24 protein-coding genes and 1 pseudogene are annotated in these 25992 nt (G+C 62.3%); 7 read left to right on the forward strand and 18 right to left on the reverse strand.

All coding sequences use genetic code 11. The annotated features are described in order from the left end of the window. Nucleotides 1-135 precede the first annotated feature (135 nt). The gene (locus B9Y51_RS01760) at nt 136-2100 is read left to right on the forward strand and encodes an acyltransferase family protein (protein ID WP_158088229.1); all 1965 of its coding nucleotides are present in this window, start codon (nt 136-138) and stop codon (nt 2098-2100) included. Between the two features lie 70 nt (nt 2101-2170). Beyond that, a complete protein-coding gene (locus tag B9Y51_RS01765) occupies nt 2171-2974 on the forward strand; it encodes a serine hydrolase (RefSeq protein ID WP_085528591.1) in 804 nt (267 codons plus the stop codon). Nucleotides 2975-3014: 40 nt separating this feature from the next. On the opposite strand, the gene B9Y51_RS11385 is transcribed toward B9Y51_RS01765, so the two are convergent. The 7 genes from B9Y51_RS11385 to rpsO form a co-directional block, all read right to left on the reverse strand. Next, on the reverse strand, nt 3015-4058 hold the full coding sequence (locus tag B9Y51_RS11385) for a C40 family peptidase (RefSeq protein WP_085528592.1): 1044 nt from the start codon (nt 4056-4058) through the stop codon (nt 3015-3017). Then, nucleotides 4055-5203 carry a dipeptide epimerase gene (locus B9Y51_RS01775; RefSeq protein ID WP_143467955.1) on the reverse strand — a complete coding sequence of 383 codons (1149 nt, stop codon included), beginning with the start codon at nt 5201-5203 and terminating at the stop codon, nt 4055-4057. The genes B9Y51_RS11385 and B9Y51_RS01775 overlap by 4 nt, the downstream gene beginning before the upstream one ends. Next, on the reverse strand, nt 5203-6357 hold the full coding sequence (locus B9Y51_RS01780) for a DUF819 family protein (RefSeq protein ID WP_085528593.1): 1155 nt from the start codon (nt 6355-6357) through the stop codon (nt 5203-5205). The genes B9Y51_RS01775 and B9Y51_RS01780 overlap by 1 nt, the downstream gene beginning before the upstream one ends. 120 nt (nt 6358-6477) lie before the next feature. Further along, a complete protein-coding gene (locus B9Y51_RS01785) occupies nt 6478-6792 on the reverse strand; it encodes a DUF3870 domain-containing protein (RefSeq protein ID WP_048679171.1) in 315 nt (104 codons plus the stop codon). Between the two features lie 40 nt (nt 6793-6832). Further along, nucleotides 6833-8230 (reverse strand): M16 family metallopeptidase, encoded by a 1398-nt coding sequence (locus B9Y51_RS01790; RefSeq protein ID WP_085528594.1) that lies wholly within the window; start codon nt 8228-8230, stop codon nt 6833-6835. A 154-nt stretch (nt 8231-8384) separates the two neighbouring features. Further along, nucleotides 8385-10622 carry a polyribonucleotide nucleotidyltransferase gene (locus tag B9Y51_RS01795; protein WP_048679177.1) on the reverse strand — a complete coding sequence of 746 codons (2238 nt, stop codon included), beginning with the start codon at nt 10620-10622 and terminating at the stop codon, nt 8385-8387. Between the two features lie 285 nt (nt 10623-10907). Next, nucleotides 10908-11177 (reverse strand): 30S ribosomal protein S15, encoded by a 270-nt coding sequence (gene rpsO, locus B9Y51_RS01800; RefSeq protein ID WP_030016054.1) that lies wholly within the window; start codon nt 11175-11177, stop codon nt 10908-10910. 234 nt (nt 11178-11411) lie between these two features. Here rpsO and B9Y51_RS01805 point away from each other — a divergent pair, with 234 nt between their 5' ends. Next, on the forward strand, nt 11412-12044 hold the full coding sequence (locus B9Y51_RS01805) for a DNA-3-methyladenine glycosylase (RefSeq protein WP_218189194.1): 633 nt from the start codon (nt 11412-11414) through the stop codon (nt 12042-12044). Nucleotides 12045-12084: 40 nt separating this feature from the next. On the opposite strand, the gene B9Y51_RS01810 is transcribed toward B9Y51_RS01805, so the two are convergent. The 4 genes from B9Y51_RS01810 to B9Y51_RS01825 form a co-directional block, all read right to left on the reverse strand. Then, nucleotides 12085-13302 carry an aminotransferase-like domain-containing protein gene (locus B9Y51_RS01810; protein WP_085528596.1) on the reverse strand — a complete coding sequence of 406 codons (1218 nt, stop codon included), beginning with the start codon at nt 13300-13302 and terminating at the stop codon, nt 12085-12087. A 79-nt stretch (nt 13303-13381) separates the two neighbouring features. Beyond that, nucleotides 13382-14212: a methyltransferase domain-containing protein gene (locus B9Y51_RS01815; protein ID WP_085528597.1), complete on the reverse strand. Its 831-nt coding sequence runs from the start codon at nt 14210-14212 to the stop codon at nt 13382-13384. After that, on the reverse strand, nt 14209-14538 hold the full coding sequence (locus B9Y51_RS01820) for a hypothetical protein (RefSeq protein WP_085528598.1): 330 nt from the start codon (nt 14536-14538) through the stop codon (nt 14209-14211). The genes B9Y51_RS01815 and B9Y51_RS01820 overlap by 4 nt, the downstream gene beginning before the upstream one ends. A 68-nt stretch (nt 14539-14606) precedes the next feature. After that, nucleotides 14607-15929, reverse strand: a complete 1323-nt coding sequence (locus tag B9Y51_RS01825; RefSeq protein ID WP_158088230.1) for a site-specific DNA-methyltransferase — start codon at nt 15927-15929, stop codon at nt 14607-14609. A 152-nt stretch (nt 15930-16081) separates the two neighbouring features. Here B9Y51_RS01825 and B9Y51_RS01830 point away from each other — a divergent pair, with 152 nt between their 5' ends. The 4 genes from B9Y51_RS01830 to B9Y51_RS01845 all read left to right on the forward strand — a co-directional run bounded on the left by B9Y51_RS01830 (nt 16082) and on the right by B9Y51_RS01845 (nt 18545). After that, a complete protein-coding gene (locus B9Y51_RS01830; protein WP_065424239.1) occupies nt 16082-16387 on the forward strand; it encodes a helix-turn-helix transcriptional regulator in 306 nt (101 codons plus the stop codon). A gap of 64 nt (nt 16388-16451) precedes the next feature. After that, nucleotides 16452-16910 (forward strand): S-ribosylhomocysteine lyase, encoded by a 459-nt coding sequence (locus B9Y51_RS01835; protein ID WP_085528600.1) that lies wholly within the window; start codon nt 16452-16454, stop codon nt 16908-16910. Further along, nucleotides 16907-17668 carry a 5'-methylthioadenosine/S-adenosylhomocysteine nucleosidase gene (mtnN, locus tag B9Y51_RS01840; RefSeq protein ID WP_245826019.1) on the forward strand — a complete coding sequence of 254 codons (762 nt, stop codon included), beginning with the start codon at nt 16907-16909 and terminating at the stop codon, nt 17666-17668. The genes B9Y51_RS01835 and mtnN overlap by 4 nt, the downstream gene beginning before the upstream one ends. 49 nt (nt 17669-17717) lie before the next feature. Continuing rightward, the gene (locus B9Y51_RS01845; RefSeq protein WP_048679207.1) at nt 17718-18545 is read left to right on the forward strand and encodes an aldo/keto reductase; all 828 of its coding nucleotides are present in this window, start codon (nt 17718-17720) and stop codon (nt 18543-18545) included. A 113-nt stretch (nt 18546-18658) separates the two neighbouring features. Here the strand turns inward: B9Y51_RS01845 and B9Y51_RS01850 are convergent, their stop codons facing one another. The 7 genes and pseudogenes from B9Y51_RS01850 to infB form a co-directional block, all read right to left on the reverse strand. After that, nucleotides 18659-19648 carry a bifunctional riboflavin kinase/FAD synthetase gene (locus tag B9Y51_RS01850; RefSeq protein ID WP_085528602.1) on the reverse strand — a complete coding sequence of 330 codons (990 nt, stop codon included), beginning with the start codon at nt 19646-19648 and terminating at the stop codon, nt 18659-18661. Between the two features lie 88 nt (nt 19649-19736). Continuing rightward, a complete protein-coding gene (locus tag B9Y51_RS01855) occupies nt 19737-20501 on the reverse strand; it encodes a DUF4345 domain-containing protein (RefSeq protein WP_085528603.1) in 765 nt (254 codons plus the stop codon). 68 nt (nt 20502-20569) lie between these two features. Next, nucleotides 20570-21007, reverse strand: coding sequence for a hypothetical protein (locus B9Y51_RS01860; protein ID WP_245826020.1), 438 nt, complete (start codon nt 21005-21007; stop codon nt 20570-20572). A 49-nt stretch (nt 21008-21056) separates the two neighbouring features. Then, nucleotides 21057-21428, reverse strand: a complete 372-nt coding sequence (locus tag B9Y51_RS01865) for a hypothetical protein (protein ID WP_048679213.1) — start codon at nt 21426-21428, stop codon at nt 21057-21059. Continuing rightward, the gene (gene truB / locus B9Y51_RS01870) at nt 21425-22462 is read right to left on the reverse strand and encodes a tRNA pseudouridine(55) synthase TruB (protein WP_085528604.1); all 1038 of its coding nucleotides are present in this window, start codon (nt 22460-22462) and stop codon (nt 21425-21427) included. Before truB ends, B9Y51_RS01865 begins: the two co-directional genes overlap by 4 nt. Next, nucleotides 22463-23026: a 30S ribosome-binding factor RbfA gene (gene rbfA / locus B9Y51_RS01875; RefSeq protein ID WP_082156658.1), complete on the reverse strand. Its 564-nt coding sequence runs from the start codon at nt 23024-23026 to the stop codon at nt 22463-22465. It lies immediately after the preceding gene. A 140-nt stretch (nt 23027-23166) separates the two neighbouring features. Beyond that, nucleotides 23167-25900 (reverse strand): annotated as a pseudogene (gene infB, locus B9Y51_RS01880) (translation initiation factor IF-2). Nucleotides 25901-25992 lie beyond the last annotated feature (92 nt).

Below are 25992 nucleotides of genomic sequence, written 5' to 3' on the forward strand. Positions count from 1 at the left end.
AGGGATCCTCCCGCGATGTGTGGCTGAGAACGCGACCTCCTCCCAGCTGGGACGGATACCATGAAGTTCAGTTACCTTCGCGTCAGCGAGAGGAAACACAACCCCACGTTTCATTCCCCAGGATCCACACCTCGTATGTCTTCCCCCACTCCCTTTGCCTCCTCCGTTCCCCCTGAAGCGGCAGAGAGCAAATTCGTGCTCCGCGGCCTTGACGGGTTGCGAGCGATCGCCGTTGCGGCCGTGATGGTGTATCACCTGTGGCCGGGAGCGCTGCCGGGTGGCTTGGTCGGCGTCGACCTCTTCTTCGTGATCTCCGGGTATCTCATCACGGCGCTATTACTCAAAGAAGCCGCATTTACGGACCGGATGCGATTGCCCCAGTTCTGGATGCGACGACTCCGTCGACTCGTCCCGGCGATGGTTCTGTGCGTCGTGGTGTGCACGAGTCTCGCCCTGCTGGTGGGCGGCGACGTATTGGTGGAAATGCCGCGCCAGGTGTTTGGGGCGCTGACGTACACCTCCAACTGGACCAATATTGCTGCGGGGAATGACTATTTCGCACAGACCAATCCGGAGTTGTACACCAATTTCTGGTCGCTGGCTTTGGAAGAGCAGTTTTACCTCGCCTGGCCCGTCATCCTCGTGGTCACGTGCATGCTCGTCAGCACCTGGCGGCGTCGCCGTGTTGTGCCCATGGTCCTGGGCGTGGGGTCCATCGTGGCGATGCTCGTGTGGAACGCCGTGGAAGGCTCCACCACTCGCGGATACTACGGCCTCGATACCCACGCCTTCGGTCTGATGCTGGGAGCGGTCTTGGCATTGGCTATCCCGTGGAGTATGTACCCGCCGCGTCCCGGGGTGAAGGTCTGGGCCCTCGATCGAGGTTTTCGCCCCGGCCTGAATATCGTGCGTATCCTCGCTGGTTGGCTGAGTCTGCTCCTGTTGCCGTTCCTGTGCCTCACGCTCAATGAGGCGAACCCTTCACTTTTGGCTCCTTGGGGCCTTCTTGCCGCGTCAATCCTTGGCATCGGGTGCATTCAGGCACTTCTACCGGACGTTCGAGGAACGGGCGCCGAAGGGTTGCGCCGACTCTTATCCCTGGCTCCGCTGGCCTGGCTCGGCAAGAGGTCCTACGGAATCTACCTATGGCACTGGCCGCTCATGGCCCTGGCCCACTACGGCGCACCTGAGGTTCCGGGGCATTTGCGAAATCTTGGTGTCCTCTTCGTGACGGTTGTGATCGCTGCGGTGTCCTACCGCTGGCTCGAACAACCCGTTCGCCGACTGGGATTCGGAGGCGCTCTGGCCCGGTTGGGCGGAGCCGTGACGCGTGCAGGTCGTCCCCGGTGGATCGCCGTTGGCTCGGTCAGTTTGGGGCTCCTCGCGGTAGGCGGAACCGTCGTCGCGTGCCTTCACGCTCCCCAGCAGACGCAAGCCGAATCCGTGGTGGCGGAAGGAGAATCCGCACTGTCGTCGAGCCCGACGCCGAGCGCTTCCCCCTCGGAGACCGCCTCCGGACCTCAGCCCTATCACCCCACGCCAGGCGGACAAGACGTCACGATGATTGGAGACTCCGTGACCCTGGCTTCGGCCGAGGCGCTCCAAGACAAGTTGCCGGGGATTTCTATCGATGCAGCGGTGAGCCGCAACGTCAGCGAAGGCATCGACCTGGCGCGGCAACGTTCGGAAGACGGCACCTTGGGCCGAGTGGTCGTCATCTCGCTGTCCACCAACGCCGCCATGACCTCTCACGACGTCGATCAACTCGTCAAGATCGCGGAGTCCGGCGAGGTCCGAGAAGTCGTATTAGTCACGGGTCAAGCGCCCCCAACCTTGGACTGGGTCTCGACGTCAAATAACACCATCCGGGAGGCCACCGGGGCGAATGACAAGCTGGTGCTCGCCGATTGGGCGAAGGCTTCGGACGGCAAACGGGACCTTCTGGTTTCCGACGGCGTTCATCCGCAGGCCGCAGGCCAGGACCTTTATGCCACCACGGTCGCCGACGCCGTCGATCACGCTAAACAGAATCTCGAGAAAGCCACGGCTGGACTCTCCGAGTCGCAGAACGCCCAACAATCCGCTGCTCCCGGGCCGTAATTTCGATCCACGGCGCTCTGTGACGTGACCTCCGACGGGTGACGACGGTCTGGGCTGTTAGGTTCGATGGATGGAGAATCCTCACGCCAGTCCCGTTTCCATCAGTTTTGCCGTGGGCAATGCGCGAGGAGAGCTCCTCGCTGGACACCGACCGGATGCCCAGTACTACGCGGCATCCACCATGAAGCTCGCCGTGCTACTGGCGGCGGGCCGTGGCCTCAAGGCAGGGACGTTGGACTGGACGGCGACCTACCCGTCCACCAGGACTTTCACCGGCGTCGACGGGCACCCATTTCGCTTGACGGGCGACCATCTCGACCCTGAATTTCCCCCTGAGTCCACGCCGGTTCCAGTGACTGACCTTCTGGAGGCCATGATCTCGCGGTCGTCGAATGAAGCGACGAATATGCTGATGCGCGAGGTTGGGCTCCCGGCGATCGAGGGCGTCCTTCGAGATTTCGCTGTGAATTCGACGCGCATCGAACGACTCATCGGTGATGAGGCCGCCGAGCAACGGGGTCTCAGCAACATAACCACCGCACGCGATCTCGTCACTCTGATGCATGCGACCGCGAACGGGTGGGAGGGCCCCTGTGCCACGTCTTTGGGCCTAGAGACCACCCGTTTCTTCCAAGAAATCCTGAAGGCACAACGCACGGCACCCATCGGTAGAGCACTGCCCGCCGGAACGGTGTGGGGCTCCAAGTCCGGGGAGGTTCCCGGGATCCGCCACGACGTCGCCTTCGTCGGCGACCCGGGCGCCAAGGACTGCCAGTACCTGTCCATTTGTACCCGGGGTTACACCGAGGAGGCGGCCGACGAGGCGATAGCGGCCTTGGTCGCCGCGCTCATGAGCCGCCCCCGGTCTTCGTAGAAAACCCCCATACGACGTCGTCGTATGGGGGTTTCGCCGTTCACAGCATCCGGCGTGCGCCCGAGAACTCGTCCTTGGAATCCCATGTCTTCCAGTCCGTGACCGAGACGCTCGTCGACTCGTTGGGAGCGTGAATCATCTTGCCGTCGCCCATATACATCCCCACATGGTGCACGGCACCGGTGCCTCCAGGTTGGGCGAAGAACAACAAATCACCCGGTTGCAGGTCCCGTTCGTCCACCGCTGTGCCGAACTCGGCCTGTGCGTCCGCGTCACGGGGAATATCGATTCCATGCGCCCGGTACATATTCGAGGTGAATCCCGAACAGTCGTACCCGTAGGACGACATTCCGGCCCACAGGTACCGCAGACCCAAGAACCGCTGGCCCGTTTCAACGACCTGCTCCCCGGTCGGTTTCGGTGCCGTCTGGCCCGGCTGGTAGACCTCGACGTCGCTGGTCGGCAACGTACCGGAACCCCCGTCCGGCAACTGAACGGTCACATGGTCGCTAGACTGTTTCGCCACCGGAAGTTCGGTATTGAAGCTGACGTCGGTCGTCGGAGTTCCGGCTTTCGTCCCGGCGACGACGCTCTTCTTCGCGGTCACCACGGCACGGGGTGCCTGCTTCTTCTCGTCGGCAAAGGACGGATTCTCCACCAACTGACGGACGGGCATCCACCCAGGGTATCCACGTGGATCACGGGGCGTCATTTGATCGGTCACGACCACCTTGGCCCATTCCCCGGAAACCTCCGTCACCGTGACACGAGACCCATAGAGAGCCTGAGTCTCTAGATGTCCGGTGAGCCAGCCCCGGAGCTTGGTGTCCTGAAGGTTCCGATTCCACAAGTCCAGATCGGTCGGATGGGTCGTTGAGGGGCGATCTTCGGGGCGGTCTTGACCAGGCTCGGTCCACAGGGTTGCGACGTTGTCATTGACAAAAGCCGTGTCACCGGCAGATATCTGCCCGGATTCATGGGCAACATCCGACGGGGAGGAACCGTCGGCCCAAGCGGCCGTACCCGTCGTCGTGCACGCGAACACTAAAGTCGCGGCGGCCGCGAGAATGCGTGGGGTTTTCATGCGAGATGTCCTTCCATCAGGGACCCAGCGGCGTGGATGCCAAGTCCGGTCTCTTTCGTCACGGTCAGATGCGCGCCGTCGCGCACGTATCCGCCCGAGATTCTGGGGTCATCGATCCATTCGGCCGAATCGAGATCGACCAGGCCGATGGACGATCGAGCGATCGCGAGATGTACCGCGGCCGCAATTGAAGGTCGCGGCTCCATCATGGCGCCGATCATGCATCCGAGCCCAGCGGCTTCGGCGATGTCGGCGAGCGCAATGGCGGCCCGAATACCGCCGCATTTGGCAAGTTTGATGTTCAGCATGTCAGCTGCGCCGCGCCGGACAATCTCCACGGCGTCATGCGGCGTGGCTACGGACTCATCCGCCATGATGGGCGTGTAGACCGCCGCCGTCACAGCCGCCAACGCCTCGAGATCGTGTTTGGGTGTGGGCTGTTCCACCAGGTCCACGGGGAATCCCGAATCTTCCAGGGACGAAATCGCGCGGATCGCTTCCTGGGCCGTCCACCCCTGGTTGGCGTCCAGGCGGAACCGCGCTTGAGGCACGGCCTCCCGGAGAATCTCTAAGCGTTCCATGTCACGGTGCCAATTCTGACCGAGCTTGATCTTGAGGATTCGGAAACCCTCGTCCCAAGCCTTGATCCCGTCCTGTGCCATGACGTCAGGCTCTCCCAGGCTGACGGTCATATCGGTTTCGACGCTGCCCTCGGTCCGACCGCCCAATGCGACGGTCAGCGGGCGTCCCAGGGCAGCCGACCACGCATCATGAAGCGCGACGTCGACGGCGGCCTTGGCACTGGAATTCCCAGAGCAACTGTTCATGACGACGTCGGAGGCTTCGTGTAGCGACAACGTGCGCCCAACGAGGCTTTCGGACATGGGCCCATTGACCGCCGCCTCAATCGATGCCACCGATTCCCCCGTCACCGCCCACGTTTGAGCCGCCGATCCGATCCCCCGAACGTCGCCGTCGAGGTCGAGCTCGACGAGGACTCCGTCGATGGCATCCGCTCGACGTCGGGATGTCACAAAAGGCCGGACCAAAGGGCCACGGTAAGGCACGGTAGCGAGGCGACGGACGGTCAGTGCGCCATCCGTCGGGGCTGGCATGCTCAGGTGCTTTTCGGTTGACTCCATCATCACAGCACCGCCAAAACTTGCGCGGTGATGAGCCCGAAGAATGTCCCCAGGAATGCACCCATCAGGGCAAAGAGCACACCCACGGGGACGAGCTGCCGATTGAAGGCGCTCGCGACCACCGGTGCGGAGGCGATGCCCCCAATGTTGGCCGTGCTCGCAACGGCGAGGCTGAAGAGTTCCGTCCGAGTCAATTTGGCGTATACGACCATCACGACGATGTGCACGATCATGACGATGACGCCCGCCACCAGGTACAACGGCGCTTGAGCCAGCGAGGAAAAATCGGACTGCGATGCAATGATTCCGATAATCAGGTACAGCATGACGGTGGCAACCTCGCTCGATCCGGCGACGGCTCCGAGCCGGGTGGAACCGATCACCAAGCCCAACACGCTGACGATGAGAATGGTCCAGGTGCTCGACGTAATGACCACGCCAACCTCAGGCAAAACATTTCCGATAGCGGTGGCCACTGCGGAGATGAAGATTCCGAAACCGATCACGCACATGAGCGATCCCAGATCGATCGGCTTCTGCTGGTCGGCCTCTTTCTCCCCTGAGTGGGCATCGAGATAGCTCGTATCAGCCTTGGTCCAGGCATTAAATTTGTCGGAAATCGACACCGAGCCAAACATCACCAGCAACCACACCGAGTAGATGATGGTGTCCACGATCAGGACATATCCGAAGACGTTCTGCGGGGCCTGAAGAATAGATTGGACCGCCACCATGTTGGCGGAGCCGCCCGTCCACGACGCCGAGAGTGCGCCCAAGGCCTTCCATGCTTCCGGGTCCAAGACCTTCTGAAGAATCAAGAACGCCACCACAAAACCGAGAAAAATGCTGAAGGCGGTGACGACGAAGGTGAGCAACAGTTTGGGTCCGAGCTTGATGATTTTCCGAACATCGCATTGAAACAGCAAGAGGAGAATCATTGCCGGGAGGAGTGCATCCTGAACGGAAGTGCCTGTGGCCAAGACCTGCTCGTTATGGTCGAAGACACCGATCGTGTTGAGCAGAGCCGTCAAAATGTACATCAACACGAATCCCGGGACATACCGAAACAGCGTGAGTCGCGTGCGCTTTTCCAAGAACACGATGACCGCTGCCAGTCCCATCAACACCCCCAAAAAGAGGAAGCCGTCGGTAACCATTTCTCGTTTCCTTCCCAACACCCCCGGAAATGCAAAAAGTCGGAAACCCCGAGACGTCGTCTCGATGTTTCCGACTGGATCCGGCCCCTGGGAAGGGACCAAGCAATCAGGAGGTGCCTGCTACGTGGTATCGATCATCCCGCGATATTTGACCGCCGCGTTCCGCAACGCGGTGATCAGGGCACGCTGAGACGAACCGTGGTACCGGGTGGAGATGGGCTCCACCAGGCGTTCCTCGTCGACGATGCTTGCTCCCACGATCAAGCTCCGGACGAACGTATTCGTCAGGGCCAACGTCGCCGTGCATTCCGCATCGAGGATTCGGTGAGTGTTCCGGTCGACCACGAGGCCGACGAAGAAAATCCCGAACTGATGTGTGATCGGGTTACTCGACGGCGACTTCGCTTCTCCGGTCACGAAGATCGAGGAACACATGGGAAAAGCTTAACCCCAGACAACTGTGATTACGAACACGTTACGCACGTTGAGCCTCCGCCTCAGCCATGCCGGTACCAACCCACGTCGTCACCGTTTCTCGCTCCGCCAGGTCAGCGGCGAGTTCCTGGACTTCCGCAGCGGTCACGGCGCGAATATTCTGGTGCAATTCGTCCAAATCCGTAAAAGTTCCGGTGTCGAGTTCGGAGCGACCTAAACGGAACATTCGAGATCCAGAGTCCTCGCTCCCCAGCAAGGTCGCGCCACTGAGCTGACCGGTGACCTTATCCAGTTCGGTCGCGCTCATCCCGTGCTCGGCCAGATGATGCAGCTCCCGTCGCATCACATCAATCACCGTGGACGCCTTATCCGGGGTGCACCCTGCGTACATTCCGAAATACCCGGCGTCGGAATAGGACCCGCCAAAGGAAAAGGTGTTGTAGGCGAGTCCACGTTTTTCCCGCACTTCCTGGAAAAGCCGGGACGACATGCCCCCGCCCAGGGCCGCATTCAGCACGGACATCGTGAATCGTTGGGGCGACCCCGCGATCAAACCTGTGCTTCCGATGATCACATTCGCCTGCTCGAAGGCACGATCCACGGTGTGATGGCCGAATTCCGGGGACAATGGTGCGGCCTTGCGAATGCGCCGCGGCGCCGGCGTCGCCCCCTGGGGCAAAGCCCAGCCGGAGCGGTCCAGCGCGTCGGGCAAAGCCCAGCCGGAGCGGTCCAGCGCGTCGAGCACGTGCCGCACGACGTCGCGGTGTTCGAGCCCTCCCGCCACCGAGATGACGAGCTTGTCCGGCGTGTAGTGCTGGGAATAGTGGTCCCAGACGGCGTCACGGGCCACCGAGGTGATCTCTGATGGGTTGCCGCCGATCGGGCGCCCCAGCGGGTGCTCACCCATGATTTTGCTCGTGAAGTTTTCGAAGGCCACATCGGTGGGATCATCCAAATCCATCGCGATCTCTTCGAGGATGACGCCGCGTTCCTGCTCCAGCTCTTGCGGGTCCAAGAGGGCCGAGGTCACCATGTCCGCAATCACGTCCACGGCCATGGGCAGATCCTCTGACAGCACCCTGGCGTAATAGCAGGTATGCTCCTTCGCCGTCAGTGCGTTGGACTCGCCGCCCACGGCGTCGAAGGCCTCCGCTATCTGCAGCGCGTTGCGCCGCTCGGTGCCCTTGAACAGCAGGTGTTCGAGGAAGTGCGTCGAACCATACATTCCCACGGCCTCATCGCGAGAGCCGACGCCCACCCAGAAACCGAGGGACACGCTACGTTGCCCAGGCATGCGTTCGGTGAGAACCCGAACTCCTCCAGGCAAAACCGATCGACGTACCTCATTGCCGCCTTCCCCCGACCAGACCAGGCGTCCGTCGTCGTCGTGCATCTCGGCGGTCAGGTCCTGAGGCTCGAGCCCCAATGTGTACGGCATGTCTGCTGGGTGGTCCTCACTGGTCGGTTTCGGCTTGCGGGAGCACGGTACGCCCCGGCGAACAGTCTAGGGCACGGCGCCACCTGCCCACGACGCACCGAGGCCCCGGCCAGATTCGAGATGAATCCGACCGGGGCCTCAGTGGCTCAACGCGTTACGCCTCGTCGGCGGCTTCGGAGTTGGCCTCATCCTCGGCAACTACCGGGGCAAGCGAGAGCTTTCCGCGGTCATCAACCTTGGTGATTTCGACCTGGACCTTCTGGCCCACTCCGACGACGTCTTCGACGTCGTTCACACGGTTGCCATCGTTGAGCTTGCGGAGCTCCGAGATGTGCAACAGACCATCCTTGCCCGGAGTCAACGAAACGAAGGCGCCGAAGGTCGTCGTCTTCACGACTGTGCCCAAGTAGCGCTCGCCCACCTCGGGAACCTGAGGGTTCGCGATGGCGTTGATGGCGGACCGTGCGGCTTCTGCCGAGGGTCCGTCGACGGCGCCGATGAACACGGTGCCGTCATCCTCGATCGAGATATCCGCGCCGGTGTCTTCCTGGATCTGGTTGATCATCTTGCCCTTCGGCCCGATGACCTCGCCGATCTTGGCCACCGGAACGTTCACGGTGATGATGCGGGGAGCAAATTCGCTCATCTCATCCGGGGCGTCGATCACCGAGGTGAGCACGCTCAGGATGTGCAGGCGAGCCTCACGGGCCTGCTTCAGGGCGGAGCCGAGCACGGCGGCGGGGATGCCGTCGAGCTTGGTATCCAGCTGAATTGCCGTGACGAACTCGGACGTGCCGGCGACCTTGAAGTCCATGTCGCCCAGGGCGTCCTCGGCGCCGAGGATATCGGTCAACGCGGCGTAACGGGTTTCGCCGTCGACCTCATCCGAAACGAGGCCCATCGCGATGCCTGCGACCGGCGCGCGCAGAGGCACACCGGCGTTGTACAGCGAGAGGGTCGAGGCGCAGACGGAGCCCATCGACGTCGAACCGTTGGAACCGAGAGCCTCGGACACCTGGCGGATCGCGTAGGGGAACTCTTCGCGCGAGGGCAGGACCGGGGTCAGGGCACGCTCGGCGAGAGCACCGTGGCCGATCTCGCGGCGCTTCGGCGAGCCGACGCGACCGGTTTCACCCGTGGAGTACGGCGGGAAGTTGTAGTGGTGGATGTACCGCTTCGACTTGACCGGGGAGAGCGAATCGATCTGCTGCTCCAACTTGAGCATATTGAGCGTGGTGACACCCATGATCTGGGTTTCTCCACGTTCGAAGATCGCCGAACCGTGAACACGCGGCAAGACATCGACCTCAGCGGAGAGTCGACGGATGTCGGTGAGCCCACGCCCATCGATGCGAATCTGATCCGTCAAGATGCGCTGGCGCACGGTCTTCTTGGTTAGGGCGTTGAACGCACCGTTGACCTCGTCGAGGCGACCCTCAAACTGCTGGCCTTCGCCGGCGAGCGCGTCCGCGATCTCCTTCTGGAGGTTCTCCGAAGCGATCTCGCGTTCCTGCTTGCCACCGATGGAGTAAACGTCCTTGACCTTCTGGCCGAATTTCGACTCAACGGCTTCGGCGACGTCGTCGCCGTATCCGCCGAAGCGCTCGATCTCCATGGCAGGCTTGCCTGCACGCTGAGCCAGGTCCGACTGAGCGTCGCACAGTGCCTTAATGAAGGGCTTGGCGGCCTCGAGTCCCTCGGCCACGACGTCCTCGGTGGGTGCAGTAGCGCCGGACTGAATCAATTCCCAGGAGTCGTCGGTGGCTTCCGCCTCAACCATCATGATCGCGACGTCTTCCGTGCCATCAGATTTGGTCACGACACGGCCGGCGACGGCCATGTCGAAGACGGCGTTTTCGAGCTGGGAATGCTTGGGGAAGGCGACCCACTGACCGTCGATGAGGGCAATGCGCACGCCGCCGACCGGTCCCTGGAAAGGAATGCCGGACAGGGTGGTAGACATTGACGCGGCGTTGATGGCCACGGTGTTGTAAATTTCGTCCGGATCGATGGTCAGAACCGTGACGACGACCTGCACTTCATTGCGAATGCCCTTGCCGAAGGCCGGGCGCAACGGGCGGTCGATGAGACGGCACGCGAGGATCGCGTCCGTCGAGGGGCGTCCTTCACGGCGGAAGAACGAACCGGGGATGCGGCCGGCGGCGTACATCCGCTCTTCGACGTCCACGGTCAGCGGGAAGAAGTCGAATCCTTCACGCGGGTGCTTGCCGACGGCGGTCGCGGACAGCATCGTGGTGTCCTCGTCGATGGACACGAGCGTCGAACCCGCGGCCTGCTGGGCCAAACGGCCCGTTTCAAAACGTACGGTGCGCTGACCGAACTTGCCATTGTCGATGATGGCTTCTGCGTACTGAATCTCGGGACCCTCCAAGGGTCACCTCCATTTCTTCTTAGGTCGCGTGGGCCCTCCCCGACTCGGTCTTCGATCGAGGCTCACGGATGATTCACCATCCGGAAGCCACTACCGAGGACCGTGGGTTAGGGCCGGGGCCCACGCTGTTCTTCTTCCGAACCCCCGAGGTTCCTCCCCGGCGGGTTCGCGGCACGGTATTCGTGCCGTTATTTAACAAGACGGCGGTGCCGCCTTCAGTCCCTAGTGTTCCATGAAAGAACGCTCAGGTCTTGAAAGCAGCACCGCCGCTCGCAAACGTCGTTACTATCGGCGCAGGCCGAGGCGCTGAATCAGCGTACGGTAACGCTCGATGTCGATCCGGCGCAGGTAGCCGAGCATGTTGCGACGGCGACCCACCAGGATCATGAGACCACGACGCGAGTGGTGGTCATGCTTGTGGGACTTGAGGTGTTCCGTCAGATCGCTGATGCGACGAGTCAGAACGGCGACCTGAACCTCGGGCGAACCGGTGTCGCCTTCGCTGGTCGCGTACTCTTTGATGATTTCCTGCTTGACAGCGGGATCCAATGCCACTGAATAACTCCTAGAGTTAGTGCCGTGAACCGCCCGATACGGTGTATACCGCCGGGATCCCCTGCATCGCGGACAGTCCCGATGTGGCAATGCCCATCGAGGATCACGATGCGAGGGAGGTCTGGCAACCACGGACTGCAGCCAGACGTATCGAACAGTCTAACTGATGGCGGCCCATTCCCGGAAGGCTGCAGCGGCCCATCGATGTGAGACGTGTGACCTTATCGTGCGACGATGGCTGACATGATCGATTTCTCGCAGCCCGCCGACGTGGTCGCCCCGCTTCTGTTGGGTGCAATCCTCCATCGTGGCGACGTCGCCATCCGATTGACGGAAGTCGAAGCGTACCTCGGCGAGATCGACCCGGCCTCCCACGCACATAAGGGACCAACCCCGCGGTGCCGCACGATGTTTGGTCCGCCAAGCTGCCTGTACGTGTACGCCTCCTATGGGATACACCGCGCGGGAAACCTCGTATGCTCCCCTGACGGCACCGCCACCGGTTGTTTGATGCGAGGTGGCGAAGTGGTGTCAGGGCTCGACACGGTTCGTGCCCGCCGCGGCCCCCACGCACCAGACGCTGGGTTGGCTCGGGGGCCTGGGAACCTCGGCGCAGCCCTGGGCCTGAGCCTGTCCGACGACGGCTCCCGCGTTCACCACGGTTCTTCACCAGACCGTTCCGGCCTCTCGGTCGCCGACGAGGACGGATTCTGGATCGAAGAACGCCAGGGCCCGGTTGAGGTGGTTCGCGGACGCCGAATTGGCATTAGCAAGAACGCCGACGCTCCCCTGAGGTACTGGATTCCGGGCGACCCCACGGTGAGTTCTCCGCGCTCCCGCAGAGTCGCCCTCGATCAATCTCTCTGAATCTCTTCCAGGTGGGGATCGGCCCGATCGGAAATCCCGATTACTTCAGGTTCCGCTCGGCTTCATACGCGGCAACTGCCCGCTGGAGTCGATTCACGCCCTCGACGATGTCGTCCTCCGCATTGGTCACGAAGGACAGCCGCATCGTATTCCGAATGCTGGTGTCCACGTGGAATGAGCTCCCCGGCACAAAACCGACGCCTTCACGCATCGCATACGGCAAGAGGGCATCGGTATCGTAGGCCTCCGGCAATTCCGCCCAAAGGAACATCCCGCCGAGCGGCGTCGTGACTCGGGAACCTTCCGGCAAGGCCCGCGGAAGCTCGCGAGCCAAAGCGTGGCACCGCTGCCCGTAGACCCGCAGTTTTTCCTCATCGGAACGATGATTCTCGGGATGAGCCAGGAAATGGGCGGCCGCGTACTGGTCGACGGTCGAGCTGTGGAGGTCGATGGCCTGCTTGGCCACAATCAAGGCGTCCCGAATCGCTGAGGGCACACGTGCCCACCCGAGCCGGATCCCAGGCGCCACCGATTTGGAGAGGGTCTGGAGAAGAACCGTTTGTTCGGCCATGCCCTCGAAAGCGCAGATGGGATCGAGTGCCTCACCCGAATAGCGGAGGCTCGAATAGGGATCGTCTTCGATGAGCATAGTTCCGGTGGCGCGCAACACGTCGGCCACGGCGCGACGGCGCGAAATCGTCATCGTCCGGCCGCTCGGGTTCTGGTAACTGGGAATCAGGTACACGAGCTTCGGTACGTGCTCCGCGATCGCCGATTCGAGGTGGTCGGGAAGCATTCCTTCGTCGTCGCATTCCACGGCAACGAATCGCGCGCCGGAGAGGCCGAACGTCTGCAAAGCCGCGAGATACGTGGGGTCCTCAACCAAAATCACGTCGCCGGGATCGATCATGACCTGACCCATGAGGGTTAACCCCTGCTGCGAGCCGGTCGTCACCAAAAGGTCGTCCGAGCTCGTCGGAACTCCTTCGTCGGTGAGCCGTGCCGCCAGGATTTCACGCAGCTCGAGTTCACCCTCGCTCGAGGAATACTGAAGCGACCGATCGGGTCGCTCCAAGCTGGCACGGTATGCGTCACGAATGGCGTCGACATCGAAATACGTGGCGTCGGGAATACCACCCGCGAAAGAAATAACTCCCGGGCGGCTCACCAGATCCAGCAACGCCCTCACCGGGGAATCTTCGGTATCCGCAAAATTGCGGGAAAGCTGGGGAGTAAATTCGGTGACGCCCGTGGTCATGATGCCTCTTTCGTCGTCTGTTGATGTGTGATGGTTGAAGATAATGTCTCACATGCTGATGAGTGAGACGCGGAAGAACTCATGCACCGGCACTTCGCGTGGCGACCACGAAGATGCGCCGGAAAGGTAGGACAGTCCCGAATTCGGCCACCGGGTAAGCCTCGCGAAGGGCTGCCTGATATTCCGCGATAAATTTCTGCTGTTCCGCCGCCGGCAGGGGGTGGAGCACGGGACGCGCCCCAGTAGAGGAAATCCACTCGTAGACTGGATTTTCGCCCTGAAGAACATGCATGTAGGTCGTTTCCCAGGCATCGACCGACCACCCAGGGCGCGAAAGGTCACCGAGGTATTCCTCGGCACCAATCACGGTGTCCCGCAATTTTTCCGTGATGTGCCGCGCGTACTCCGGTCGAGAGGCGATTTCTCGTAGAAGAACGTGCGACGGGGCATCAAAGTTGCCCGGAACTTGAAAGGCGAAGGCCCCACCGGGAGCCACCATGTCGGCGATCTCCGGCAGCAACTCGCGATGCCCGTCGACCCACTGAAACATCGCATTCGACACAATGACCTGAGGCCGTTCGCCGAGACCGGTCGATTGCGTTTCTGCAAGCCACTGCCTGACGTCGACCTGACGATACTCCGTGTGAGGATCGGCTCCTCGACGAGCCGCCTCGATCATTTCGTGGCTACTGTCCACGCCATGCACCATTGCCCCTGGCCACCGCTCCCGAATCACCGGTGTGTCCGTTCCCGGGCCACACCCCAGGTCAACGACGTCGTTCACCTGTTCGACCGGAACCCGACCGAGCAAGTCCACGAGCGGGCGGGAACGTTCATCGCCAAACGTCCGATAGCGCCGTGGATCCCAGTGCGTATCGGCCTGAGGTGTTGCGGGGTCGGCGGGGGTCATGCCTTATCGCGCCCGGAAACCTTCACTCCAAGATCCCGACCCAAAATCGCCGAGGCCGCCCCGGTCGCCGCCGTCACGGTAAAAACGCTAGGCCAGGCCCCCAGCTTTTTGGCGAGGGGATGAGAAAGGCCGAAGGACAGAACGTAGACGCCGGTCAAGGCTGCGGCCATCCCGGTACCGGCGTTTTTCTGCCATCCGCGGAAAGCGGCTACTCCGGCCGCGGCCAGCACAGCCCCACCGAGCGGTCGATTACCGGTGGCCCTGGCTACCCCGTAGCCTCCGATGAGACCGGCGGTCGAAAAGAGGGTGGGTGCTGCAGTGGACATGGTGGACCTTTCCGTCGATGAGTTACTTAATTCCGGTATAACGCACTGACCTGACCGTTCGCCACTAGCTACCCAGGATAGCTTTCCACCCGTAGAGACGTGACGGCGGGCGGATCCCAATGCGGGAATTCGCGAGAGACGGAGCTGGCCGAACGCCGAACGCGCTCCCGCATCACATGGGCAATCGTGGGGTATTCGGCGGAAATCTCGGGTTTGCGCCCTGGATCGATCGGCTCTGGGGTCTGCACCAGGACGACTCCGCGGCATCCCCCGTCCTCCGCGTTCTGCCGCATCACGGCATGCGCCGTTGTCCCGGATCCGGCAAAGAAGTCCAGCACCAGAGTGTCGGGTCCACTAGCGACGCGAAGCAAGCGCTGAATGAGCTCCACCGGTTTGGGGGTATCGAAGACACCCGTCGTTCCGAAGAGCGCGCGCAATTCGGCCCTTGCCCCATGGGTGTGTCCGGCCACCTCGCGCGCCCACCACGTCGTCGGCACCACCCCCGGCTGCACCTCGGAGAGATAACGCTTGAGCTGAGGCCCGTGGGTTTGATCCACTCCCCAGTAGACGCGCCCCTCCTCGATCAACGCATCCATGGCTTCTGCGGACACGGACCAGGATCTCCCGCGCGGCGGCACATGAGCTCGCCCGGTCTTCGGGTTAATCACGGGGTAGTCGTGCGTGGGCCGATAGGTCCGTACGGAGAGATCGCTGGGTCGGTATCGTCCCCGACCATCGCCGTCGTCGTGACGATACGCGGCGTTCATGCGCTCCGTGCGCGGCAAGAGACCCGGCCGGAAGCCTGGCCTGGCGTACACGAGAATGTATTCGTGCACCGTGGAGAATCCGCGGGAGTCATTCGCCGGCGAGTATTTTCGCTCCCACACGATCGTGGCTTGGAAACACTCTTCCCCGAAAATTTCATCCAGGAGCAATCGGAGGCGCGGTGCCTCATGGTCGTCGATCGAGATCGCCACGACACCCGATTCCTGGAGGAGCTCCCGGGCCACCCAAAGTCGTGCGTACATTAGGTCCAACCACAAGGAGTGACGACGTCCCGCGCTTCGCCGACCCCTCGTTGTGGCGAGTGAATTCGCAGCACAATTTTCACTGGCTTGCGAACGCCGAAAATCGTCGCGATAGTCCGCCCGCGTGCCGCAATTGTAGGGAGGGTCGAGGTAGATCAGCCCAAAGGCCCTCGCATGGGTGCGGGTCAGAAGCTTGAGCGCATCCAAGCTGTCCCCTTCAATCATCGTCGTGTGTCCACACCGGGCCCCTCGCCCGTCCATGGTCACCAAACGCGCGGCCGTGGGCGCCTCCGCCAGTCGACGGGCCTCGGACTTCCCCGGCCACATCAGTCCATAGATTTCGGGCCCCTCGGCGAACTCCACATCATTCCACCCACGGTTACCTGAAAACGTGGACCCATCCACCGGCATTGCCTCCCCCAAATAGAGCAATGTACACTTGGCAATACAGGATAGCGAAGTTTCGCAAAGTGCACTTGGTAGACCTGATCCACGGCCAAACCGATTCTGGTGCAATGACTTCCGACTCTCTTGACCGCGAAACCGCGCAGCGGTTGGGGAGTCTCCTGCAGAGCTATCGTGCAGACCTCGGCTTCTCGCAAGAAAAGGTCGCCATAGCGGCCGGCATTTCCCGGCAGCACTATCAACAAATGGAATATGGCTATAGCGATCGCGCGACTCGGAGCCCCTCTAATCCCAAATTGCGTTCCCTCATGCGAATCGTCGCCATTTTGAATATTCCTCGGGAAGAAGTTCTGGACGCCATCTGGCCGGAAGATTCCGCCCATCGCCATGCGGCCCCCGTCAACGCCGATTCCTGAGACACGTTACGTCCGGCATCCGCGCCGTCTGTTCCCGCGGAGAGTTCTGCGCGACAATTGGAACATGCAGAAGATGAACGTCGAATCCTTCAATCTGGACCACACTAAGGTCGCGGCACCCTATGTGCGCATCGCGGACCGCAAAGAGCTTCCCGGCGGTGACACGCTCATCAAATACGACGTGCGCTTCACCCAGCCCAACACCGGGCACCTGGACATGCCGACCGTCCACTCGATCGAGCACCTCACCGCCGAACATATGCGCAACCACACGGACGCGCTCATCGACTTCTCCCCCATGGGCTGCCAAACCGGGTTCTATGCTTTGACCCTGGGCCTAGAGCCGGCCGAATTCTTCCCCGTCTTGGAAGAGTCCTTCCGCGACATCTTGGACGCCCAAGAAGTTCCCGCGGCCAATGAGACCCAGTGCGGCTGGGGAAGCAACCACACTCTGGCGGGCGCACAAGAGGCCGTCCGAGGTTTTCTCCGCCAGCGCGACGAATGGTCCGAGGTCTACGCGTGAGCGACGCCGCGACCCTCTCCTTCCCCGCCGAGATTCTCGATCGCCTCACCGGAGGCGTCGTCGTCCAGGTGGCCATGGACGAAGAAGCGCGTCCGTTCCTGGCCGAAGGCACCCTCCTCGCCGATCCCGTGGTTTTTGGCCGAGCCCAATTCACGCCGTTGCTCCACGAAGACCGGGCCATCTTGCTTGTACGGTCCGGCATCGGCTTGGTCAACGCTGCCAGCGCTGCGACGAGCGCGCTCGCTCTGTGCGCTCCGCGAGCCGTCATCTCGGCGGGTAGCGCCGGGGGCTTGCGTCATGACGTTGAGGTCGGCGACGTCGCTATTGGAACCTCCTATACCTTCACGGACGCAGATGCGACGGCGTTCGGATATGAGCGGGGCCAGGTGCCGGGAATGCCCGTGGACTATTCAACAGACCCTGCCCTTTTGGACGCCGCCCGTGATGTCACGCCGGAACAGGGATCGCATCTGGTCGGTCAGATGTTGGCCGGTGGTTCTTTTGTCACGGAGTCGAACGTCAAGGACACTCGCGAGAGATTTCCCGAAGCGCTGTCCACCGACATGGAAACCACCTCGATCGCCCAGGTCTGCGGCAGTCACGGCGTCCCTTTCCTCTCGGTGCGCGGAATTTCCGACCTATGCGGTCCGGCCGCCGACCAAGACTTCCACATGGCCGTCGACGTCGTAGCCGCGCGATCCGCGCGCGTCGTCCTGGAGGCCATCCGCCGCACCGCCGTGACGTCACGTCGACCGTAATGGCGCGATACCACTACCCGAAACGTCCCCTGACTCGAGGAGATAGACCATGATCACCTATACGATGCGCGACGGCCGGAACATCCCGGCGATCGGCTACGGCACGTACCCGATGTCCAACGCCGAGGCAGAGGACAACGTCGCCGAAGCCATCATGCGGGGCCACCGCCTCATCGACACCGCCGCCCAGTACGGCAATGAGGAAGGGGTCGGCCGCGGGGTCGCGAATTCCGGCGTCGACCGCGAGGACATCTTTGTGACCAGCAAGCTCGCAGGTAAAGACCACGGCTTCGACTCGGCCGTGGCCGCGGTCAAGGAATCCCTGCGCGTCATGGGCCTGGAATACCTGGATCTCTACCTCATCCATTGGCCGAATCCGCAGGTGAACCTCTACGTAGAGTCGTGGAAGGCCCTCATCGCCATGAAGGAAGAAGGGCTCATCCGGTCCATCGGCACCTCGAATTTCCTACCGGAGCACATCGACCGCCTCGGCGAAGAAACCAGCGAAATTCCCGTGGTCAATCAGATCGAGCTCCAGGTCCGTCAGCAGCAAGAAAAACTTCGGGCCTACCACGCCCAGAAGAAGATCGTGACGCAGGCGTGGTCTCCCCTGGGCCGCATGAAGAATCTTGAGGAGATGCCGGAGCTCGGCGATATCGCAGACACCATCGGCGTGACGCCCGCACAAGTGGTCCTGCGCTGGATGGTGCAAAACCACATCGTGCCGATTCCCAAGACCTCCACACCGGCTCGCATGGAAGAAAACCTCAATGTTTTCGACTGGGAGCTGAGCGCGGAGCAGATGGACACCATCAAACTCTTGCACACCGGAATTGGCTACAAGGACTTCGATCCCCGGACCCACGAGGAATTCTGAGCGTTCCCGGCCATAAACGACGATGCCCCGCGAGACCACGGTCTCGCGGGGCATCGTCGTATTCGGGTGCTGTTTGTTCGGCCGAGATGTCCTTCGGCGTCGGTTCCGGGAATCTACGCGGGACGACCGCCCAGAGCATCCCATGCGTCGTCGACGTCTTGCGTCATCTGGCGAATTAAAGCTTCCATGCCTTCGTATGCGACCATCGGCCGGAGGCGGGCCACGAATTCGAGGAGAACGTTATGACCGTACAGGTTGAAGTCCTCCACGGCCTCCTGGGGGCGGCCCATGACGTGCGCCTCGACCTGACGCGAAACACCGTCGAAGGTGGGGTTGGAACCCACGGAAATCGCGACCGGCCAGCGTGAGTCACCGTCGTCGTGTAGCCATCCAGCGTAGACGCCGTCTGCGGGGACCAAACCGTCGGAGTCCGTGGCCATATTCGCCGTCGGAAATCCCAATTCTCGGCCCCGAGCTGCACCGTGCACCACCTTCCCCCGCATGCGGTGGTACCTGCCTAAAAGGGTGGCGGCGGACTGCACGTCGCCCTCGGCCAGTAATTCGCGAATCCACGTCGACGAGCAGCGACGATGCGGGGCATCGACGCTCAATCCGTCCAACACGTTGTCGGTGGAGAGATCGTCTACCACGACGACGCTAAACCCGTGGGTTTCGCCCAAGTGACGCATGGTCTCGAGATCACCGGCGTTATTGCGTCCGAACCTGACGTCGGCACCGATAACGACTTTCTTGGCCGAGAGCCCTTCGACGAACGTTTCTCGGATAAAGTCTTCCGGCGTCTGCTGCGCAAATTCCAGAGAATACGGCAACAAGACGACGGCATCGAGCCCCAATTCCGCCAGGAGGTCCCGACTATCGCGTTCGCCCATGATCGGATAGTGCGGAACATCCGGTCGGTGCACGAGCGCGGGATGTGGATCAAAGGAAATCGCGACGGCCTTGAGGCCCGAAGCACGGGCCTCCTCCACGACCGTCCGGATCACCCGGGTGTGGCCGCGGTGGACGCCGTCGAAATTTCCAATGGTCACGGCCGTTTCGCCGTATCCCTGAGGAATCTCACTCAGACTCCTGAAACAGTCCACAAATCTCCTTGAAACATGAGCCAACCCGGTTATCGAGTCGGGGCCTCACTGTGATTTTGCTGCAAGGCGCTCGGCCAGGCTGCAGGTGCTACGAACGCCGAGCGCGCTTGGACTCAGGCCGAGTCTGGCTTGCTGGAGCCGCGCCTTGGGCGAGATCACGGCGAATACGGTTGGCCTTGGTGACCCATGCATGCCAAACCAACAGGCACGGCGGGATGACGAGGTCCAGCACCATCATCACGATCATCAACGGATGCGGTAGGCCAAAGATGGCCCAGGACAGAATCCGGCCGATGCCGCCCATAAAGATCATGAGGCAGACGAACCACAGGACATTGGCCCATTTGAATTTGATCGCAATCGCCACAAACGCTGCCCCCACACCGCACAGGACGGCGGCCAATGCTCCGTAGGAGGCGGCGACAGTCGCCGAGGACTTGTCGGTTTCGCCGGGCAGGGACGAGGTTCCCGCCACGATCTGCCAGACGCCGTAGGCAATAATGAGCAGACCATAGAGAGCAACGACCGTCCTGAACAGACCCCAATCTTGCTGCTTGCTGGCGGGCTTGCCTTGTGCTGGCTTCTGTCGCTTCCGGGAGTCCTGCGAAGGCTTTTGGGCCGCCGGACCACGAGCTGATCCGTCGGCAGGCTTCGTCCCAGGCGCTGAACCAACCGTGGGGTTCGCCTTCTGATGCGTCGTCTGGGTCGGTTCGGAGGGCCGTTGCCTGCCGGCACCTTCCGCAGCAGGTTGCTGGCCGGCGGGTGCTTCGGCTTCGCGGCGCGACCATGGGCTCGGGGACTTCGGGCCGGGGCCCGCGGCTCCTCCGTTTTCCGGCGTCGGGGGTGTCGTCATCGTAATTTCCCTTCTCGGACGATGAATTCTCTGAGTTCCACTCTAGAACGGAGCGGCGCCCTTCGGGATTAGTGCGCGCGTTTTGTCGGTCGATTCCGGTACAACCAGAGCAAACCAACGATCGGCAGGACTAACGGAACGTAACCATAGCCGGCCCCGAAATGCGACCAAACGGATGCCAACGGGAACAGTTCGGGGCGCACCAGGGAAAAGATTCCCACGGCGATCACGCCCAGGAACTCGACGACAATCGCCCAGACCGCGGCCCAATATGAGTTGAGCCCGCGACGGGCCAGCGAAATGGTCGCCACAATGTAGATCGCGGCCGCAACCCCGGAGAGGATGAAAGAAACGGGCGCGGCATCGAATTTCGCCACGATCTGGTAGAGCGCGCGGGCACCGGCAGACAGAGAAAATACCGCATAAATGGCCACCAGGATCATTCCCGGGCCTTTGGATTTCGCGGTTGGACCTGCGGTCTCCGTGGTCTCGTCGTCAGTCTTCAAGAGTGTCGGTCTTTCTGTGAATCGATGAGGGTTGGCGTCGCGGACGTCCTCAGTAGTAATACCAGAGCACGTTCATCCGCTGAACCATCACGACGATGATGGGACCGGCGACCGCCAACATCAGGGTGGACCAGCGGGTGCGTTCCGTGAGCGACCAGATGAAGGTGCCTGCCGGAATCAGCATTGCGGTGAGCAAATATCCGTAATATTCCCAGGCATCCCCCGAGGGGCCGTCGGTGAGCACCTGCATCACGATCGAACCGATGAGGTAGACCACCAGAAAGGCTTCGAGGATCAGCACCGATCCTTGGGATAGGTCATCCGGTGCTTTCCCACGGAAGAACTGGATCAGGCAGATGAGGGCCGCCAGGGTCCCGAGGACCGCAGCGATCCAAAACCACACGTCATATCCGGCGATCACTGGTCGGATCCTCTCTCGATTGTCGTTTCGAAGCGTTGCCCCGAAGCAAAGACGAGGTGGGGCACAGCCACTGAGCGGCCCCTTCTCAGCTGATTGTGGCAGAGGGCCACCAGTGTGCCATCGGGCGCGTAAGCTGCGGCGAGTTGTTCCGCCGGGACGATGTCGTTCGGTCCCGAGGAGCCTCCCGTCTCCAGAAGGTCGTCCGTCGGTTCAATCCAGCGACCGTTGGAGAGAGCCGTGGCTTCCTCAGCCGTAAGCTCCCGGCGTCGGAACAGACGCGCAGCGGCTTCGGTGAGCGGTAGAACCGGGAGGTCCTGGCCGGAGTCCCGAGCAGCTTCGAGCTGTTCCAGAGTCGACGCGTCGTCGATGCGGACTTCCCCGATAGAGGTACGGCGTAGACGGGTCAGGTGTCCGCCAACACCGAGAGCCGTCCCAAGATCCCGAGCCAAGGCCCGGATATACGTTCCCGAGGAACAGGTCACCGACACATCGACGTCGAGCACGGATGCGCCCTCATCGGTGGTGGCGGAACGGCACTCGTGGATGTCGAATGCGCGAATCGTCACCGGCCTGGCCTCTAGGTGGACGTCCTCACCGGAACGAACCCTGGCGTAAGAGCGCACACCGTTCACCTTGATCGCGGAGACGGCCGACGGGACCTGCCGGATCTCGCCGGTCAAATCACCCACGGCAGCTTCCACGGACGAGCGTGAAAGATCCCGCACCGTGGCCCCGTCTGCGGTGTTAGTGACGTCGCCTTCGGCGTCATCGGTGACCGTCGACTGCCCGAGACGAATCGTCGCATCGTAGCTTTTGCCCTCGCCCGTGACCCATGTCAGCAGCTTGGTGGCTTGATTAATACCAAGTATCAAGACGCCGGTCGCCATGGGATCGAGGGTCCCCGCGTGCCCGACCCTGCGGGTTCCGGCGATCCGTCGCATCTTGCCCACCACGTCGTGACTGGTGAATCCCTGCGGCTTATCGACGACGATCAAACCCGCCGGGCCGTCCTGCGAGCTACCCCGACGTGCCACTTACTCGGAGGCTTCTTCGGACTTGGGTGCCGGAGAACCAGAGTCAGGGTCTTGCCCTTCGATACCAAAATCTTCGTCGACGGGGTCGTATCCGTTGCGCAGGCTGTCGAGGTCCTGCCGGGCGGCGTCGGTATGCGGGGTTTCTTCCTCATCACGCTTATACGGATCAGCGTCACCGGCATAGGTTTTGCCTCGCGCGGCTTCGGCGAGTTCTGCGTCTCGAGCCCGAGCCTCACGGAGAATGCCCTCAAGGTGGCTTGCGTTGACCGGAACCTCGTCGGGGACAAAGGTCAGCGTCGGCGTCAGGCGTGCCGTGATGTTCTTGCCCACCTCGGAGCGCAGGATCCCCTTGGCCGATTCGAGTGCGGCGCGGGTCCCTGCCTGTTCGTCCTCGGTTCCGTACACCGTGTAGTACACGGTCGCGTGCTGCAGGTCGTTCGTGACCCGTGCGTCCGTCACGGTGATGAATCCGAGCCGCGGATCCTTGACTCGGCGTTCGAGGGCCTGGGCCACGATGACCTTGATGCGGTCCGCCAAGCGGGCCGCGCGGGCTGCATCAGCCATGTTGTCTCCTCAAGTCGCTGCGTCGGTTTTCGACGCAAATATAGGGGTGGCTTTCGTGAAAACGAGCCGGTTCCCAGGGTACCCCTGGAAACCGGCTCGTTGCGTCACGAGGTGTGAGCTTCACTCACACTGCCCGGTTATTAGTCGCGAGGCTTCTCGCGCATCTCCCAGGTCTCGATGATGTCGCCTTCCTTGACATCGTTGAAGGCACCGAGCCCAATACCGCACTCGTAGCCTTCGCGGACCTCGGTCGCGTCGTCCTTGAAGCGACGCAGCGACTCGATCGACAGCGTGTCCGAGACGACGTTTCCGTCGCGCACCAGACGCGCCTTCGCGTTGCGACGAATCAGGCCGCTGCGAACAATCGAACCCGCGATGTTGCCCCACTTGGACGAGCGGAACACCTCGCGCACCTCGGCCGAGCCCAGCTCGACCTCCTCGTATTCCGGCTTGAGCATGCCCTTGAGGGCCTGCTCGACTTCGTCGATGGCCTGGTAGATGACGCTGTAGAACTTCATCTCCACGCCTTCGCGATCTGCCAGGTCGGCCACACGCTCGGCGGGGCGAACGTTGAAGCCGATGATGATCGCGTTGTCCACGGTCGCCAAGTTGACGTCGTTCTGCGTGATCGCGCCGACACCACGGTGGATGACACGCAACTGGACCTCGTCGCCGCCGACCTCGATCTTGAGCAACGAATCTTCCAGGGCCTCGACAGCACCGGAAACGTCACCCTTGATGATGAGGTTGAGGGTGTCCATCTTGCCCTGGGCCACGGCCTCGTCGAAGGACTCGAGCGTGACGCGCTTGCGGCGTTTGGCCAGCTGGGCGTTGCGGTCCGCCGCTTCACGCTTTTCAGCGATCTGACGGGCGGTGCGCTCTTCCTGAGTGGACAGGAAGGTATCGCCTGCACGCGGAACCGTCGACAGGCCAAGAACCTGCACGGGGCGGGACGGACCTGCCTCCTCCACGTTCTGACCGTTCTCGTCGAACATCGCACGCACGCGGCCGTGGGCCACACCTGCGACGATCGAGTCGCCGACGTGCAAGGTACCGGACTGGACCAAGACGGTCGAGACCGCACCACGGCCCTTGTCCAGGTTCGCTTCGATGGCGACGCCGCGGGCTTCCTTATCCGGGTTCGCTTGGAGTTCCAGGGCGCCGTCGGCGGTGAGGCACACGGCTTCCAGGAGCTCATCGATGTTCAGGTTCTGCCGAGCGGAGACGTCGACGAACATGGTGTCGCCGCCGTATTCCTCCGGCACCAGGCCGTATTCGGTCAGCTGACCGCGGACCTTATCCGCGTTCGCGCCTTCCTTATCGATCTTGTTGACCGCAACCACGATCGGCACATCGGCCGCCTGCGCGTGGTTCAGCGCCTCAACCGTCTGGGGCATGACGCCGTCGTCGGCGGCAACCACCAAAACGGCGATATCCGTGACCTTGGCACCACGGGCACGCATCGCGGTAAACGCTTCGTGGCCGGGGGTGTCGATGAAGGTCAGCAGGCGATCTTCGCCCTCCACGGTCGTCGTGATCTGGTAAGCACCGATGTGCTGGGTGATGCCGCCGGCTTCGCCCTCGATCACATTGGTATGACGGATCGCGTCGAGCAAGCGGGTCTTACCGTGATCGACGTGACCCATAACGGTAACTACCGGAGGACGAGCCTCGAGCTGTTCTTCGGTCTCGGCCTCACGCTCGGCCTCGAGGTTGATGTCGAAGGACTCGAAGAGCTCACGCTCCTCGTCTTCCGGCGAGACGATCTGGACCTTGTAGCCCAGCTCTTCGCCGAGCAATTCGAAGGTCTCCTCGTCCAAGGACTGCGTCTGAGTAGCCATCTCACCCAGGTGGATGAGCACCGTGACGAGTGCCGCCGGGTTCGCGTTGATCTTCTCGGCGAAGTCCATGAGCGAAGCGCCCCGTCGCATGCGGACGACGGTGTCGCCGTTGCCGCGGGGTACAACCACGCCGCCGGCCGACGGTGCCTGCATCTGCTCCAACTCGTGACGCTTCGCCTGCTTCGACTTGCGCTGCTTGCGACGCGAATTGCCGCGGCCGAAAGCACCCTGGGCGTTTCCGCGTCCACGGGCACCGCCACGCGGAGGACCACCCGCGCTGGGGCCTCCCCTGCGCGGACCATTGTTACCGCCGGGACCGCCGCCGGGCTCCCTGGGCACTGCCGCGCATTCCCTGCTGGGAGCTGAACGGGTTGTTGCCGGGGCGAGGAGCGCCCGGCTTGGGAGCGGTTCCTCGTGAGGCCGCAGGACGGGGACCGGGCGTCGGAGCGCTGGGCTTCGGCGACGCCTCGTTCTTCATGCCCTGCTGCGAGCTAAAGGGGTTATTTCCGGGACGCGTAGCTCCCGGCTTGGGCGCGTTGCCCGCCGGTTTCGGCGCGTCCGATGAGGTCGATGCTTTCGCCTTGGAGGATTCAGCGGGCTTCTGAGCCTCAGGCGCCTTCGCCGGTGTCTCGCTCTTGGGCTCGGCGGCCTTGGCCTCTGCCTTGGGGGCGGCCTTACCCGCGGTAGCGGGGGTCGCCGTCGGCCTGGGGCCGGGTGTCGGTGCCTTGGGCGACGGCTTCGGTGCGCTCTTAGCACCCGGCTTCGGGGCGGAGCTCTCCGAGGCAGCCTTCTTGGAGGCTTCCGACTTCTGAGCAGCCGGCTGAGGCGATGCGGAATCCTGAGAGCCTGAGTCGGCTTGACCGGATCCTTGAGCGCGGTCCGCGAACGCGGCGCGCAACTTCTTCACCACGGGGGGTTCCACCGTGGACGATGCACCTCGAACGAATTCGCCCAAGTCTTGAAGCTTGGCGATCGCTTCTTTAGAGGTGATATTGAGCTCTTTCGCGAGCTCGTGAACGCGGGGCTTGGCCACATTACTCCTGTCTCGGTTTGTGCCGAGACAGGCACAAACCGTTAATTCCTTCTAAGATTCCCGGCGATCAAGAGATCACTCCGGGTTTTGCC

Origin of the sequence: Kocuria massiliensis (assembly GCF_900169715.1) — a bacterium.
GTDB lineage: Bacteria > Actinomycetota > Actinomycetes > Actinomycetales > Micrococcaceae > Rothia > Rothia massiliensis.

What these genes read in the sequence shown, in the direction of transcription:
- B9Y51_RS01760 (WP_158088229.1), top strand. Translation starts at nt 136, where the DNA reads ATGTCTTCCCCCACTCCCTTTGCCTCCTCCGTTCCCCCTGAAGCGGCA.
- B9Y51_RS01765 (WP_085528591.1), top strand. Translation starts at nt 2,171, where the DNA reads ATGGAGAATCCTCACGCCAGTCCCGTTTCCATCAGTTTTGCCGTGGGC.
- B9Y51_RS11385 (WP_085528592.1), bottom strand. Translation starts at nt 4,058, where the DNA reads ATGAAAACCCCACGCATTCTCGCGGCCGCCGCGACTTTAGTGTTCGCG.
- B9Y51_RS01775 (WP_143467955.1), bottom strand. Translation starts at nt 5,203, where the DNA reads ATGATGGAGTCAACCGAAAAGCACCTGAGCATGCCAGCCCCGACGGAT.
- B9Y51_RS01780 (WP_085528593.1), bottom strand. Translation starts at nt 6,357, where the DNA reads ATGGTTACCGACGGCTTCCTCTTTTTGGGGGTGTTGATGGGACTGGCA.
- B9Y51_RS01785 (WP_048679171.1), bottom strand. Translation starts at nt 6,792, where the DNA reads ATGTGTTCCTCGATCTTCGTGACCGGAGAAGCGAAGTCGCCGTCGAGT.
- B9Y51_RS01790 (WP_085528594.1), bottom strand. Translation starts at nt 8,230, where the DNA reads ATGCCGTACACATTGGGGCTCGAGCCTCAGGACCTGACCGCCGAGATG.
- B9Y51_RS01805 (WP_218189194.1), top strand. Translation starts at nt 11,412, where the DNA reads ATGGCTGACATGATCGATTTCTCGCAGCCCGCCGACGTGGTCGCCCCG.
- B9Y51_RS01810 (WP_085528596.1), bottom strand. Translation starts at nt 13,302, where the DNA reads ATGACCACGGGCGTCACCGAATTTACTCCCCAGCTTTCCCGCAATTTT.
- B9Y51_RS01815 (WP_085528597.1), bottom strand. Translation starts at nt 14,212, where the DNA reads ATGACCCCCGCCGACCCCGCAACACCTCAGGCCGATACGCACTGGGAT.
- B9Y51_RS01820 (WP_085528598.1), bottom strand. Translation starts at nt 14,538, where the DNA reads ATGTCCACTGCAGCACCCACCCTCTTTTCGACCGCCGGTCTCATCGGA.
- B9Y51_RS01830 (WP_065424239.1), top strand. Translation starts at nt 16,082, where the DNA reads ATGACTTCCGACTCTCTTGACCGCGAAACCGCGCAGCGGTTGGGGAGT.
- B9Y51_RS01835 (WP_085528600.1), top strand. Translation starts at nt 16,452, where the DNA reads ATGCAGAAGATGAACGTCGAATCCTTCAATCTGGACCACACTAAGGTC.
- B9Y51_RS01845 (WP_048679207.1), top strand. Translation starts at nt 17,718, where the DNA reads ATGATCACCTATACGATGCGCGACGGCCGGAACATCCCGGCGATCGGC.
- B9Y51_RS01855 (WP_085528603.1), bottom strand. Translation starts at nt 20,501, where the DNA reads ATGACGACACCCCCGACGCCGGAAAACGGAGGAGCCGCGGGCCCCGGC.
- rbfA (WP_082156658.1), bottom strand. Translation starts at nt 23,026, where the DNA reads ATGGCTGATGCAGCCCGCGCGGCCCGCTTGGCGGACCGCATCAAGGTC.